General features: G+C 46.4%; 11 protein-coding genes. 5 read left to right on the top strand and 6 right to left on the bottom strand.

Going from position 1 to position 13,393, the window contains the following annotated elements; all coding sequences use genetic code 11:
* Window positions 1-6: 6 nt before the first annotated feature.
* Window positions 7-615 (bottom strand): uridine kinase, encoded by a 609-nt coding sequence (gene udk, locus ACRD67_RS13690; protein WP_430967780.1) that lies wholly within the window; start codon window positions 613-615, stop codon window positions 7-9.
* Between the two features lie 270 nt (window positions 616-885).
* Between udk and ACRD67_RS13695 the strand changes: the two genes are divergently transcribed.
* The 3 genes from ACRD67_RS13695 (at window position 886) to ACRD67_RS13705 (ending at window position 4,499) form a co-directional block, all read left to right on the top strand.
* Window positions 886-1,371: a biotin/lipoyl-containing protein gene (locus ACRD67_RS13695; protein WP_430967781.1), complete on the top strand. Its 486-nt coding sequence runs from the start codon at window positions 886-888 to the stop codon at window positions 1,369-1,371.
* A 140-nt stretch (window positions 1,372-1,511) separates the two neighbouring features.
* Window positions 1,512-2,954, top strand: a complete 1,443-nt coding sequence (gene accC, locus ACRD67_RS13700; protein ID WP_430967782.1) for an acetyl-CoA carboxylase biotin carboxylase subunit — start codon at window positions 1,512-1,514, stop codon at window positions 2,952-2,954.
* Between the two features lie 3 nt (window positions 2,955-2,957).
* The gene (locus ACRD67_RS13705; RefSeq protein WP_430967783.1) at window positions 2,958-4,499 is read left to right on the top strand and encodes an acyl-CoA carboxylase subunit beta; all 1,542 of its coding nucleotides are present in this window, start codon (window positions 2,958-2,960) and stop codon (window positions 4,497-4,499) included.
* A gap of 82 nt (window positions 4,500-4,581) precedes the next feature.
* Here the strand turns inward: ACRD67_RS13705 and ACRD67_RS13710 are convergent, their stop codons facing one another.
* The 5 genes from ACRD67_RS13710 to nagB all read right to left on the bottom strand — a co-directional run bounded on the left by ACRD67_RS13710 (window position 4,582) and on the right by nagB (window position 11,630).
* Entirely contained in the window at window positions 4,582-5,667 is a 1,086-nt protein-coding gene (locus ACRD67_RS13710; RefSeq protein WP_430967784.1) for an anhydro-N-acetylmuramic acid kinase, read from the bottom strand.
* A gap of 28 nt (window positions 5,668-5,695) precedes the next feature.
* Window positions 5,696-7,291, bottom strand: a complete 1,596-nt coding sequence (locus tag ACRD67_RS13715; RefSeq protein ID WP_430967785.1) for a glycoside hydrolase family 3 protein — start codon at window positions 7,289-7,291, stop codon at window positions 5,696-5,698.
* The gene (locus ACRD67_RS13720) at window positions 7,284-8,558 is read right to left on the bottom strand and encodes an MFS transporter (protein WP_430967786.1); all 1,275 of its coding nucleotides are present in this window, start codon (window positions 8,556-8,558) and stop codon (window positions 7,284-7,286) included. The genes ACRD67_RS13715 and ACRD67_RS13720 overlap by 8 nt, the downstream gene beginning before the upstream one ends.
* 114 nt (window positions 8,559-8,672) lie before the next feature.
* The gene (locus ACRD67_RS13725) at window positions 8,673-9,614 is read right to left on the bottom strand and encodes a nitrilase family protein (protein WP_430967787.1); all 942 of its coding nucleotides are present in this window, start codon (window positions 9,612-9,614) and stop codon (window positions 8,673-8,675) included.
* A 72-nt stretch (window positions 9,615-9,686) separates the two neighbouring features.
* Window positions 9,687-11,630 carry a glucosamine-6-phosphate deaminase gene (nagB, locus tag ACRD67_RS13730; protein ID WP_430967788.1) on the bottom strand — a complete coding sequence of 648 codons (1,944 nt, stop codon included), beginning with the start codon at window positions 11,628-11,630 and terminating at the stop codon, window positions 9,687-9,689.
* Between the two features lie 194 nt (window positions 11,631-11,824).
* Between nagB and ACRD67_RS13735 the strand changes: the two genes are divergently transcribed.
* Together ACRD67_RS13735 and murQ are read left to right on the top strand one after the other, a co-directional pair.
* Entirely contained in the window at window positions 11,825-12,574 is a 750-nt protein-coding gene (locus ACRD67_RS13735; protein WP_430967789.1) for a DeoR/GlpR family DNA-binding transcription regulator, read from the top strand.
* 2 nt (window positions 12,575-12,576) lie between these two features.
* Window positions 12,577-13,392, top strand: a complete 816-nt coding sequence (gene murQ, locus ACRD67_RS13740; protein WP_430967790.1) for an N-acetylmuramic acid 6-phosphate etherase — start codon at window positions 12,577-12,579, stop codon at window positions 13,390-13,392.
* Window position 13,393: the final 1 nt, after the last annotated feature.

Here is a 13,393-nt window from a genome sequence, read left to right on the forward strand (position 1 = left end):
TGATTTCTATGCCAATTTTTCGGTAATAATGGTACGGACAATATCTACCGCCACCGTATTGTACTTGTTGTTGGGAATAATAATATCTGCATATTCCTTGGTGGGCTCAATGAACTGATCGTGCATGGGTTTCAAGGTACTTTGATACCGGTCCAATACTTCATCCAGATCACGCCCCCTTTCTGTAATGTCCCGTTTTAATCTTCGGATCAGGCGCTCATCAGAGTCGGCGTGCACAAAGATCTTAATGTCGAACATGTCCCTAATTTTGGGGTTGGTCATAATCAAAATTCCTTCTACGATCATCACTTTTCGCGGATGGGTGAGTATGGTATCGGAGGTCCTGTTGTGTTTGGGAAATGAATAAACAGGTTGTTGTATGGGTTTTCCTTTTTTAAGGAGGGTCAAGTGTTCTCCCAGGAGGCCAAAATCTATGGCCCTGGGATGGTCAAAATTTATTTTCGCACGCTCCTCATAGGTCAAATGGGAAAGGTCGTTGTAGTAGGAATCCTGGGAGATTACCCCCACCTCCTCATTTGGCAGTTCGTTAATGATCTGATTTACCACGGTGGTCTTTCCGCAACCAGTACCCCCTGCAATCCCTATAATCAACATGTTTTATTAATTTGTTCCAAAAATAAGGATTTGCCGCGAAACCCCTGCGGCCATATCGTCCAATTAGGGGCATAGATACTACAAGAATTGCGGAAAGAACATGACTTAGCGCATCTTTTGCACACTTTTTCCTGAATACATTTGACCTACAGAGTTTTAGGCTACGGGTATTTCCTTTTGCAGAAAACCCTAATTGGAATAAATTAAATCCCGGCCTAAGCAGAGATCGTATTATGTCCTATATTTATATCAAACACAATAGTACGTACTATGGATAACCAATTTAGGGTTGTGGTCAACGGAAGCATGGAAATCGAGATTACGAAGGAAACGGTTTTGGGAACCGATGTTGTGAAGACCGCCCCGCAGACCTATCATATCATAAAGGACAACACGTCCTACCACGGAGCGCTGGTGCAGGCAGATTTTAATGAAAAGAAATACCGTGTAAAAATCAACAACAATACTTATGAAGTTGTCCTGTTGGATTCGCTTGATCAGCTGATCAAGAAAATGGGCTTTGCTTTGGCCTCTTCCAAAAACATCAGTGTTGTTGATGCACCCATGCCGGGATTAATTTTGGACATCCATGTGAGCAAGGGCCAGACGGTCCGGGAAAACGATCCACTGCTCATTCTTGAAGCCATGAAGATGGAAAATATTATCACTTCCCCTAGGGATGGTGTAATAAAGGAGGTTGCGGTGAAGAAGGGCGAAGCGGTAGACAAAAAACACTTGTTGATTTCGTTTGAGTAAAGCGGGACAGTAAACAATAAACAATGAGCAATAAACAATGAGCAATAAACAATTAACAATGGCGGAATGCACTGACTAGGGATACTTGATTTTTGAACCTTCAATTTTAAACACTTGAACTTTGAATTTGAACCTGAACTATGAAAAAAATACTCGTTGCCAACAGGGGTGAAATTGCCATAAGAGTCATGAGAACGGCCCAAAAAATGGGCATTAGGACCGTGGCGGTCTATTCTACAGCAGATCGGAACGCTCCACATGTAAAATTTGCCGATGAGGCCGTTTGTATCGGTGAGGCCCCTTCCAACCAATCGTATTTGTTAGGTTCCAAAATTATTGAGGTCGCCAAGCATTTAAAGGTCGATGGTATACATCCGGGCTATGGATTTTTAAGCGAAAATGCGGACTTTGCCGAGGCCGTGGAGAAAAACAAGATGGTCTTTATCGGTCCCAAATCCAAGGCTATTAGAACCATGGGGAGCAAATTGGCGGCCAAGGAGGTGGTTAAAAGTTATGATATTCCCATGGTGCCTGGAATCGATGAGGCGATTACCGATATTGGAAAGGCCAAGCAAGTGGCCAGGGATATAGGTTTTCCTATACTGATCAAGGCTTCGGCCGGAGGCGGTGGAAAGGGCATGCGCGTCGTGGAGGAGGAGAAAGATCTGGAATCGCAAATGGACCGAGCAATCAGCGAGGCTACCTCGGCCTTTGGCGATGGATCGGTGTTTCTGGAAAAATACGTATCCTCACCAAGGCATATCGAGATTCAGGTGATGGCCGACAGTCATGGGAATATCCTGTACTTTTTTGAGCGGGAATGCAGTGTTCAAAGGCGTCATCAAAAGGTAGTGGAAGAGGCACCTTCCTGTATTCTTAGCCCTGAACTGAGGGAGGAAATGGGCGTTGCCGCTACCAAGGTGGCCCGGTCCTGCGATTACCTGGGAGCAGGTACGGTGGAGTTTTTAATGGACGCCGACCACAACTACTACTTTTTGGAAATGAACACCAGATTGCAGGTAGAACATCCCGTTACCGAATTGATTTCGGGAGTAGATTTGGTAGAATTACAGATACGGGTGGCTAGGGGAGAAGCCCTGAAATTAAAACAGGAAGATCTACGCATCAAAGGCCATGCGCTGGAATTACGGGTATATGCAGAAGATCCGTTGAACGACTTTTTGCCGAGTGTGGGCACATTGGAAACCTATAGGCTTCCGGTAGGTGAGGGTATACGCGTAGATAACGGCTATGAGGAAGGAATGGATGTCCCCATCTATTACGATCCCATGCTCTCCAAACTGATCACCTATGGCCAAAGCAGGGAAGAAGCCATTCAGTTGATGATCAAGGCCATTGATGATTATCACGTAGAAGGCGTACGCACTACCTTACCCTTCGGGAAATTTGTATGTGAACACGAAGCCTTCCGCTCCGGGAATTTTGATACTCATTTTGTAAAGAAATACTATGCGCCCGAAATGCTTGCTGATGGTATGGAGGTGGAGGCCCAGATTGCAGCGATTATAGCCTTAAAGCAATATCAGGAAGATAAAAAAATCTTACGAATCCCTAGAAACTAGCTTATGGATCCAAAACTAGAGAAGTTGAACGACAGGATTGCCCAGGCCCATTTGGGAGGGGGTCAAAAACGAATCGATAAACAACATGAAAAGCAAAAACTCACCGCCCGTGAACGGGTACGCTATTTGTTGGACGAGGGGTCTTTCGAGGAAATGGGAATTTTGGTTACCCATCGGACCACGGATTTTGGGATGGAAAAGGAAATCTACTTTGGCGATGGCGTAGTCACAGGATATGGTACCATAAATGGTAGACTGGTATATGTTTACGCTCAGGACTTCACTGTATTTGGAGGAGCATTGTCCGAAACGCATGCCGAGAAAATTTGTAAGGTCATGGACTTGGCCATGAAAGTGGGGGCTCCTATCATTGGTCTAAACGATTCCGGGGGCGCACGCATACAGGAAGGGGTAAGGTCCCTGGGGGGGTATGCCGACATTTTTTATAGAAATGTACAGGCCTCGGGTGTAATCCCGCAAATATCGGCGATAATGGGGCCTTGCGCAGGTGGTGCCGTTTACTCTCCTGCTATGACCGATTTTACCCTTATGGTAGAGCAAACAAGCTATATGTTCGTAACTGGCCCCAATGTGGTAAAGACGGTCACCAATGAAACCGTGACCTCGGAGGAACTGGGCGGTGCTGCCACCCATGCCACCAAATCGGGGGTTGCACATAAAAGTTCGGCCAATGATGTGGCCTGCCTGGAGGACGTTAAAAGACTGCTGAGCTATTTACCCCAAAGCAACCGGGAAAATCCCGAGAAAATCCCCTTTACGCTAAACGATGAAGTTAGGGAAGAGCTCAACACCATTATTCCGGACAGTCCAAACAAACCCTATGATATGCACGATGTGATCAAGGGGATCATAGATAGGGATTCCTTCTATGAAATACACCAGGATTATGCAGAAAACATTCTGGTGGGCTTTGCCAGGTTAGGAGGGAGGAGTATTGGCATAATCGCCAACCAACCCATGTTCCTGGCCGGAGTTTTAGATGTGAAAAGCTCCCGGAAAGCGGCCCGCTTTACCCGGTTTTGCGATAGCTTTAATATTCCCTTATTGGTCTTGGTGGATGTACCCGGCTTTCTGCCGGGAACGGACCAGGAGTGGAACGGTATTATCGTACATGGGGCAAAACTGCTGTACGCCCTGAGCGAAGCCACGGTGCCCAGGGTTACCGTAATTACCCGCAAGGCCTATGGTGGAGCCTATGATGTGATGAATTCCAAGCACATTGGGGCCGATTTTAACTATGCTTGGCCAAGTGCGGAAATCGCGGTCATGGGGGCCAAGGGGGCGAGCGAAATTATTTTTAGAAAGGAAATTGCGGCTGCGGAAGACCCGGCACAAAAACTGGCAGAAAAAGAGGCAGAATACGCAGACAAATTTGCAAACCCCTATAGGGCGTCACGTCGCGGCTTTATAGATGAGGTGATTTTGCCAAAGCACACCCGAAGAAAATTGATCAAGGCCTTTAGCATGTTGGAAAACAAGAAAGCCAAACTCCCGAAAAAGAAGCATGGGAACATTCCACTTTAAGAAGGAAAAGAAGCTTTTATCCGAAGACCAAGGCCTTTGATTCGATCGGGAAGAACTTTGATTGCCGAGCCGTGGTAAGTCCTTAGTGTCCACCTGCTGGTAAAAACATCACGCCGCTGGAAGAGTCTCTGCTGGCTCCGGTTACCGAGCTGAGCACATTGTTCTTTCCTTCCAAGCGCAAGACACCCATTAAGGCAAATACGAGGGCCTCTTTAAATTCTATCAGTGTAGGGTCGGTAAGGACAAGGGTAGTTGTCGCCCCCAGTTTTTGTTGGAGTATTTCCATCATAAAAGTGTTCAGGGCGCCCCCGCCAGCCACAAACAAAGAGGTCTTCTTGTTTGGACTATTGGCCTTTACTTGCAAGGCCACCTGCTCGCAAATGTGGTGCACACAGCTATGCAGCAGATTTTCCATGGTATCCTGGGTACCATCCACTATGGGGACTACCTTTTCTACAAACCATTCATACCCGGTGGATTTCGGAAAAGGTAAGCTGTAGTATTCCAGGGCATTCAATTGCTGAACCATTTTTACGTTTAGGGTTCCCTTTCTGGCCAGTTCCCCGCCTTTGTCATAAGCCAGGCCCTTTTTTTGGGTAATGTGGTTCAGCAGCATATTGGCAAGCCCAATATCGTAGGCAATACGTTTTTGTCCGTGTTCAAAGGAAATATTGCTGATTCCTCCCAAATTGAGACAAAAGTCGTACTGGGAGAAGAACAAGCGGTCCCCTATAGGAACCAAGGGCGCTCCTTGTCCTCCCAGGGCCACGTCGTTGGTTCTAAAATCGCAGACTACCTTATGGCCACTTGCATTGGCCAAATGTTGGCCAGAACCTATTTGATAGGTAAGCCCTTTTTCTGGTCTGTGGTGGGTGGTATGCCCGTGGCTGGCTATAAAATGGACCTCCAAACCGTTTGAATCAATGAAATTTTTGGCTTGTTCACCCAACCATGTGCCATACCAATTGTTTAAACACAACAGTTCTTCCGCAGCCAGATGAATGGAATTTTTAAGTTGGGCCCTCATTTCTTGCGTATAGGAAATGCTCTGGGTCTTCTCTATGGAAAATGTCCAACTTTCGGCTGTTTTCCAGATATGGCAATAAGCAAGATCCAAACCATCCAAGGAAGTCCCTGACATTAAGCCGATGCATTTGTATATTTTCATAAGCTCGTGAATGTAATAATTTCGTTCTTCATATCGCTCTGCTATCTATGGAAACCGGCAGTGTTCCCCGAGCACTGTGTATGGCCAGGAAATGGTCTGCCGCTAGCTGTTGGAACACCGTAAAATCCTGGTAGGCCAAGACTACCGCTTTGGCCTCCCTTGTCCTTATTTTGTTTAGGACATAGGGATTTCCAAACACGTATAAAATTACGTTTTTAACTCGTATCAGCTCGTTGATCCACTGTATTTCCTCCGGTCCTATTCCAAAGTTGTCGGTGGGTTTTACTTGTGGTGGAAACAGGGCCAGTAGGATGTTTTCCGCTGGTGGTAGTTGCGGGGCCACTTTCTGGAACGGTTCAAACGTTTTGAAGGGCACCGACAGGGAAATCGATTCAAAAAAGATAGTTTCCGTACCCTTGCCGAGCGATATCCCTATAAATTCCTCGTCTATAAGGGCAGAAATAGTGGCTTCATCCCCTTTAAAAAGGGTTAAAATTTCAGCGGCAAGCGCTTTGTTGAGTTCCGATGTGGACATGGGATTTCCCTTGGTTGGGAAAGGTTTACTATAGCCTTTTTCTTTTAATCTCCAGACCCTTTCAAAGCTTTCCTCAATTTGGGTTTCCGAAGCTTTTTGCAAAATGGTCCCAATGCCTTCGGCAACATGCTCTGCAAAACAAAGGACATCATTGCCCGCATCGAAGGCCAACCATTCCAACTCTCCTTTTTGGGGATACATCTTGGATACACTGTGCATGTTCAGCGCATCGGATATAACGATACCTTCAAAATGCAGTTCCTTCCGCAAAACGCCTTTGATGATTTCTTTGGAAACCGTAGCCGGTATGGGTTTGCCCTGGGTCAGTGACGGTACGGCCAGATGGCCTACCATGACCGAATCCACTCCCTGCTGGACCAGCTCCCGAAATGGATACAATTCGTTTTGGAGCAGCGTTTCCTTGGTCTTTTCAATAAGAGGGAGCCCCAGGTGGGAGTCTGTGGCGGTATCCCCATGTCCGGGAAAGTGCTTTACACTGGTAAGTACGCCCTCACTTTGTGTGCCCTTTACATAGGCAACGGCTTTTTCGGCTACCTTTTGCTTGTCCTCTCCAAAAGATCGGTACCCAATGACCGGATTGTCGGGGTTGTTGTTGATATCGGCCACGGGTGACAGATTCCAATGGATACCAGCTTCCCTACAATCCCGAGCGATGCATCGACCCACCTCAAAAATTAAATCTGTGCCATGTGTTATGGCCCCCAAACTGATAGCATAGGGAAATTGGGGTGTATTTTCGATGCGCATGGCCAGGCCCCATTCTGCGTCAATGGCAATCAATAATGGAATTTTGGAAACTTTCTGATAACGGCGGATGAGTTTTTTTAAGGTAGCCAGACTGTTTTCGTTATAGATGACCTCTTTTTTTCCTTCAAAATTTGTAGCGGCGCTCGCCCTACTGTGAAAGAAGCAGAGACTGCCTATTTTATGGGTTTTGATAAGGTCTTCCAAACGTCGGATTTCTTCTTCGGTATCATTGATGAAGGCTGCCGGCATAAACAATTGCCCTACTTTCTCCCGGAGTGTAAGGGTGGTGGTTGCGGTGTGATAAGGTGATATGTCATTCATTGGTACTTGCTCCTTTTTTGCCATAGTCAGCAGGGTACGAGATGTATTTTAGTAAGATCAAGGAAGGGACAGCCGCGATTACGACCCAAATAAAGAATCCGCCATAACCCAACCACTCCTGCACAAAACCACTGATTAGTCCGGGGAGCATCATGCCCAAGGCCATAAACCCTGTGGCAATGGCATAATGGGAGGTCTTGGAGACCCCTTCGGCCAGGTAAATGAGATAGACCATAAAACCGGCAATGGCAAAGCCGTAGCCAAATTGTTCCAAGACTACGGTGGTAACCACGGCGAACAGGCTGGTCGTTTTGGTCAGGGCGAGAAAGGCATAAAACACATTGGGAATGTTCAGGGAAAGCACCATGGGCAACATCCATCTTTTAAGTCCGTCCCTGGATATCAAGATTCCGCCCAGAATACCGCCAACCGTGAGCATGATTACGCCAACAGTTCCATATATGGTGCCCACCTCGGCAGTGGAATAACCGAGTCCGCCCACTTCTGGTGAATCCAATAAAAAGGGCGACGCCATTTTCACCAGTTGTGATTCCCCCAGCCTAAAGAACAGGATGAAGGCCAGGGCTATGCCCATGCCCGATTTTTTGAAAAAAGAGGTGAACACCTCCAAAAAACCCGCTGGCTTGTCTGTAACAATGGCTTCGGAAGATTCAAATTTTGGAGTCACAAAAAAGTTGGAGAGCGTCAGCAGGAACATCAATAGGGCGGCGGCGATCATGGTATAGGACCATGCCCTGGTATTGTCCCCAAACTTGTTTTCCAGAAAGCCTGCCATGATGACCAATAGCCCCTGTCCGGTTACATTGGCCAATTTATAAAAAGTGCTTCTGAGACCTACAAAAAAGGATTGCTTTTCCTGTGTTAGACCGATCATGTAATAACCGTCAGAGGCAATGTCGTTTGTTGCCGAAGCAAAGGCGGCCATCCAAAAGCAGGCCAGGGAAGTGGTAAAGAAAATATTGGTGGGCAAGCTTAGTCCTACCCCTAAAAACGCCAGGGAAATGAGCAGTTGCATTCCAAGAAACCAATTTCTTTTGGTGCTTTTTAAATCCAACAGCGGACTCCAAAGGGGTTTGATCACCCAGGGGAGGTAGAGCCAGCTGGTATACAGACCAATATCGGCATTGCTTACCCCAAGTTTTTTGTACATAATAACGGAGACGGTCACCACCATGACATAGGGCAGGCCTTGGGTAAAGTAAAGCACAGGGACCCAGGCCCAGGCCCATTTATCTTTTTGTATCATCTTTGGTATTGGTTTTTGGTTGTTTACAAAGGGGTAAAAGCCAGAGAATAAGGTTGGTGGCAAGCGTGTAAAAGGAAACGTACGGTTTTTTGAACATATTGGGATGTACGGGATTTAAGTTTTGGAAAGCATCCAAATGGGTTTTAGTTCGGGTTGGTGCGGCTTGCCAATAATGGACTTGTACAGATGGGGCCTTCTAGCATTTTTATAGCGCCAACCTCCAGAAAGGGGTATTTTGTCCTTGCTGATTTTGGAAAGGGCTATGGTGTCGTCAAAACTTTTGGTTTCGGTCAATACGTCACCGAAAGGATCGATGACCATAGAATTCCCATTTTTCAAATGTTCGCCATCGTAGCCGATTGGGTTGGTGAATACATAATAAACCCCGTTGTCATAAGCCCTGGCAGGAAGCCATCTCATTAACCATCCTCTTCCCTTGGGACCGTCGAATTCCGAGCGTAGGGCTTCCGGATCTTGGAACCGGTTTTCCCAAAATTTGTGGTCCACATAACCTCTGCCCGGCATGGCCGAAGGGGTACAGCAGGTAACATGGGGCGCAAAAATAACTTCTGCCCCCAAAAGTGCCGTGGCACGGACATTTTCTATGACGTTATTGTCATAGCAGATCAAGATTCCGCATTTCCAACCTAAAAGGTCGAACACTACATAACGGTCGCCCGGGGACATGAATTCACTGATAAAGGGGTGTAGTTTGCGGTATTTGGCGATTACCCCATCTTTTGTAACGCAGAGATAGGTGTTATAAATAACGTTTCCCTCCTTTTCCACCAGGCCGGCCAAAATGGCAATGTCGTACTTACTGGAAATTTCTATCAATTGCTGGGTGCTATCGCCATCAGGGACTACTTCCGCCAGATTACTCAGCTCCTCCAGGGTAAGATCCTTGGAAAAGGTATAAGCGGTAATGCACATTTCGTGGAAGCTGATGACATCGGCACCCTCCAATTTAGCTTTCTGGGCCAACTGCTCCATGACAGATAAATTATAGGATTTGTCCCCATCTTTTGGTTCGAACTGCGCAACGGCTATGTGCATTCCAATGCTTTTTTATGAAAAAGGCCTACTTTTTACTAAAATAGGCCTTTTATCTTGTTTTAAAAATAGGTCCTAATTGAATTTGTACCGCACAAAACCTTCCAAGGCCTCGTATTCTGCCATCCCGAGTTCGTTGTATTTCTTGGCGGTCTCCGTATTCCGTTGTTCGGCCCGTTGCCAGAACTCACGTTCGTCGTTTCCGGGGAACATGGCTGCGTCTTTTTGGGATTGGTGCTTGAAGATAGCATTTTTCTTCCTCGTCATATCTTTGGGTCCTATCGGCACCGCCATTTCCATATCGCAAATGTCCCATTCTTGCCAGGCCCCACGATAAAGCCAAACATAACAGTCCTTTACCCAGTCTGCACCTTCGTCTACCAATCTTTGAAGTGCCAGGTAGATGATTTGAAGACAGACCCTGTGGGTACCGTGGGGGTCGGAAAGGTCACCGGCCGCAAAAATCTGGTGTGGTTTTACCTGCTGCAATAAATCATAGGTGAGTTTGACATCTTCCTCGGAATGGGGTTTTTTCTTTACCGTACCTGTCTCATAAAAGGGAAGGTTCTGGAAATGGGCGTTCTTTTCTTCTACCCCGCAATAGCGACAAGCCGATAGGGCCTCTCCTTTTCGGATGAGTCCTTTGAATTTCTGAATTTCCGGGCTGTCTACTTCCCCCGGTTTTTTACCGCTCAAGAATTCACGTACGTTTCTAAACTGTTCCTGAAGTTCCTTGTTTTGTTCCTGGACGTCCGTGGCAAAATCCAGAAAACGGATTACTTCATCATCAAAGACGGCGATGTTTCCGGAGGTTTGATAGGCCACATGTACTTCATGCCCTTGGTCCACTAGGCGCAGCAGTGTACCGCCCATAGAGATAACATCGTCATCCGGATGGGGGCTAAAGATCAGGGAGCGTTTAGGGTAGGGATCCTTGCGCTCGGGCCGATTGCTATCGTCCGCATTGGGCTTTCCACCAGGCCAGCCCGTTATGGTGCGCTGAAGTTGGTTGAATACCTTTAGGTTAATGTGTTCGGCAGAGCCTATTTCGGCGATGAGATTCCCCATCCCGTATTCGCTATAATCCTCGTTGGTCAGTTTTAGGATGGCTTTGTCCAGTTTCTGGGACAGCCAAATGGTGGCGCGTTTGATCAGCGCATCGTTCCACACGCATTCGCTCACCAGCCAAGGTGTATTTACACGGGTAAGGGAAGAGGCTGCTGCCTGGTCCAGTATAAAATCACAGTTCTCATGCTTTTGTAGGAAGGTGGCCGGCACCGATTCCCTGATTTCACCTTCAACAGCTTGGTTTATGATTCCCGATTTGCCCTCGCCCCAGGCCATAAGGATAATCCTTTTGGCGTCCATAATGGTGCCTACGCCCATGGTAATGGCTCGGGAAGGTACATTTTCAAGGCCAAAAAAGTCACTGGCCGCATCCAATCGGGTCACTTGATCCAGACGTACCAGTCGTGTTTTACTGGTAATGGAAGAGCCGGGCTCGTTAAATCCGATATGACCGGTTCTACCGATACCCAGAACCTGAATATCGATTCCTCCCGCTTCCCGAATTTTCTCTTCGTATTGTTCACCGTATTCCCGGACGTTTTCCCTTTTCAAGGTTCCATCGGGAATGTGCACGTGCTTCCTTTCAATGTCCAAATGATCAAAGAGATGTTCGTTCATAAATCGGACGTAACTGTGAATGGAATCGGGTTCCATCGGAAAATATTCATCCAGATTAAAGGTGACTACGTTTTTGAAACTCAGTCCTTCTTCTTGATGGAACTTTACCAGATAGTCGTAAACTTTGGTAGGGGTAGAGCCAGTGGCCAGTCCCAGCACAGCTTTTTTTCCTTGTTTTTGACGTTGTTTTATGAGCTCCTTAATTTCATTCGCCACGTAAAAAGATGCTTCCACGGAGCTCTCGTGAATGCTCGTTGCTATTTTTTCGAACTTTCTGGATTCTTCGTCGGCGGGAAAACCTAGTTTTTTTGATTCTGCCAGTACAGCCACCATAAGATTTTTTTTAACTGTTAGTGATTCTTTGAAGGGCAAAGGTACACAAAAAATCATAGATTTGCCGTTTTTTGCAATATTTTTTGCTGTTTTTTACATTTATTAACTATTTGATAACATAAAACAGCAAAAAAATGCAATACAATAAATTTTATTATCTTTGCTTTGTAGAACGATATCGATAGGAAAAATCCATGCTAAAAGAAGAGCGATACCAGGTAATTTTAAATGAGGTAGAACTGCACAATAGAGTGCTTTTGACCGATATTGCAGAGATTCTGGATGTGTCCATAGATACCGTACGGCGTGATGTAAAGGAGCTAGATTCCGAAAACAAACTCCGCAAGGTCCATGGGGGTGCCATATCGCTCGGTTTTACCAATTATAGCCCCAGAAACAACAACATATATGCACTACCTCAAAAGACCAAAATCGCTGAAAAGGCCCTGACGCTTATAAAAAATGAAAGTGTACTTTTGATCGATGGTGGCACCACCTGTTTGGAATTGGCCAGACTAATACCCCACGAATTGCACCTTACCTGTTTTACGCTGAGTTTGCCGGTGGCCCTTGAATTGCTCACCAAACCCAATTTGGAGGTTATTTTTATTGGGGGGCAACTATCCAAGGACGCCCAGATCGCTATCGGGGCCAATGCCATACACAATCTATCTGGAATAAAGGCCGATTATGGTTTTATCGGTACGGGCTACGTGGATCCTATTTATGGGTTAACGGAATTTGATTGGGACATCGTCCAAGTGAAGAAGGCCGTGGTGCAGGCCTCAAAAAAAACGATACTCTTGTCGATATCCGAAAAATTAAATTCCCAACATCGGTATAAAACCTGTGATTTAAATGCGGTTAACACGATGATTACCGAGCTAGACCCGGATGATGCTAAATTGCAAACCTTCAAAAATCAAGATATTCACCTTTTGTAACTATGGCCGACTTCGAAAAAATTACCGAGACCCCTTCAAATTATGACGATTTGGAGCAGATGGATACATTGTCCATTCTGGAAAATATGAATAGGGAAGATAAAAAGGTCGCAGATGCCGTTGCCCTTACCATCCCCGAGATTTCAGCTCTGGTAGATGCTTTGGAGGAACGTTTTGAAAAAGGGGGGCGACTTTTTTACATCGGCGCTGGAACAAGTGGAAGGTTGGGCATATTGGACGCCTCCGAAATACCACCTACCTACGGCATGCCACATGACCGGGTAATCGGCCTGATCGCAGGGGGCGATTCCGCCATCAGAAAGGCGGTGGAGTTTGCCGAGGATGACACCCAACAGGCTTGGAAAGATTTGATGAACTTCAACATCACGGTCCATGATACGGTAGTGGGCATTGCCGCTTCCGGTACCACACCCTACGTTATTGGCGGAGTAAAGGATGCCAAAGCCCAAGGTATATTGACCGCTTGCATAACCAACAACCCAAATTCGCCCTTGTCCCGGGCGGTTGACCTTGCGATAGAAATCAACGTTGGCCCCGAGTTTGTTACCGGAAGTACCCGGATGAAAAGTGGTACCTCGCAAAAACTGGCATTGAATATGATCTCTACCGCCCTTATGATCCGGATCGGAAGGGTAAAGGGAAATAAAATGGTAAATATGCAATTGAGCAACAACAAGCTGGTGGATAGGGGAGCCCGATATTTGGTAGAAGCGCTGCATATCACCTATACAGAGGCCGAAGCGCTATTGGAACAATACGGTTCGGTCAAAAAGGCCTTGGATGCAAAAAAAGGATAAA

It is taken from the genome of Eudoraea algarum, assembly GCF_050589645.1.
Classification (GTDB): domain Bacteria; phylum Bacteroidota; class Bacteroidia; order Flavobacteriales; family Flavobacteriaceae; genus JBNGOQ01.

Bases quoted from the DNA above. Each gene is read 5' to 3' on its own strand.
- ACRD67_RS13705 (WP_430967783.1), top strand. From the start codon at position 2,958: ATGGATCCAAAACTAGAGAAGTTGAACGACAGGATTGCCCAGGCCCAT.
- ACRD67_RS13735 (WP_430967789.1), top strand. From the start codon at position 11,825: ATGCTAAAAGAAGAGCGATACCAGGTAATTTTAAATGAGGTAGAACTG.
- nagB (WP_430967788.1), bottom strand. From the start codon at position 11,630: ATGGTGGCTGTACTGGCAGAATCAAAAAAACTAGGTTTTCCCGCCGAC.
- accC (WP_430967782.1), top strand. From the start codon at position 1,512: ATGAAAAAAATACTCGTTGCCAACAGGGGTGAAATTGCCATAAGAGTC.
- murQ (WP_430967790.1), top strand. From the start codon at position 12,577: ATGGCCGACTTCGAAAAAATTACCGAGACCCCTTCAAATTATGACGAT.
- ACRD67_RS13720 (WP_430967786.1), bottom strand. From the start codon at position 8,558: ATGATACAAAAAGATAAATGGGCCTGGGCCTGGGTCCCTGTGCTTTAC.
- ACRD67_RS13695 (WP_430967781.1), top strand. From the start codon at position 886: ATGGATAACCAATTTAGGGTTGTGGTCAACGGAAGCATGGAAATCGAG.
- ACRD67_RS13715 (WP_430967785.1), bottom strand. From the start codon at position 7,291: ATGAATGACATATCACCTTATCACACCGCAACCACCACCCTTACACTC.
- udk (WP_430967780.1), bottom strand. From the start codon at position 615: ATGTTGATTATAGGGATTGCAGGGGGTACTGGTTGCGGAAAGACCACC.
- ACRD67_RS13710 (WP_430967784.1), bottom strand. From the start codon at position 5,667: ATGAAAATATACAAATGCATCGGCTTAATGTCAGGGACTTCCTTGGAT.
- ACRD67_RS13725 (WP_430967787.1), bottom strand. From the start codon at position 9,614: ATGCACATAGCCGTTGCGCAGTTCGAACCAAAAGATGGGGACAAATCC.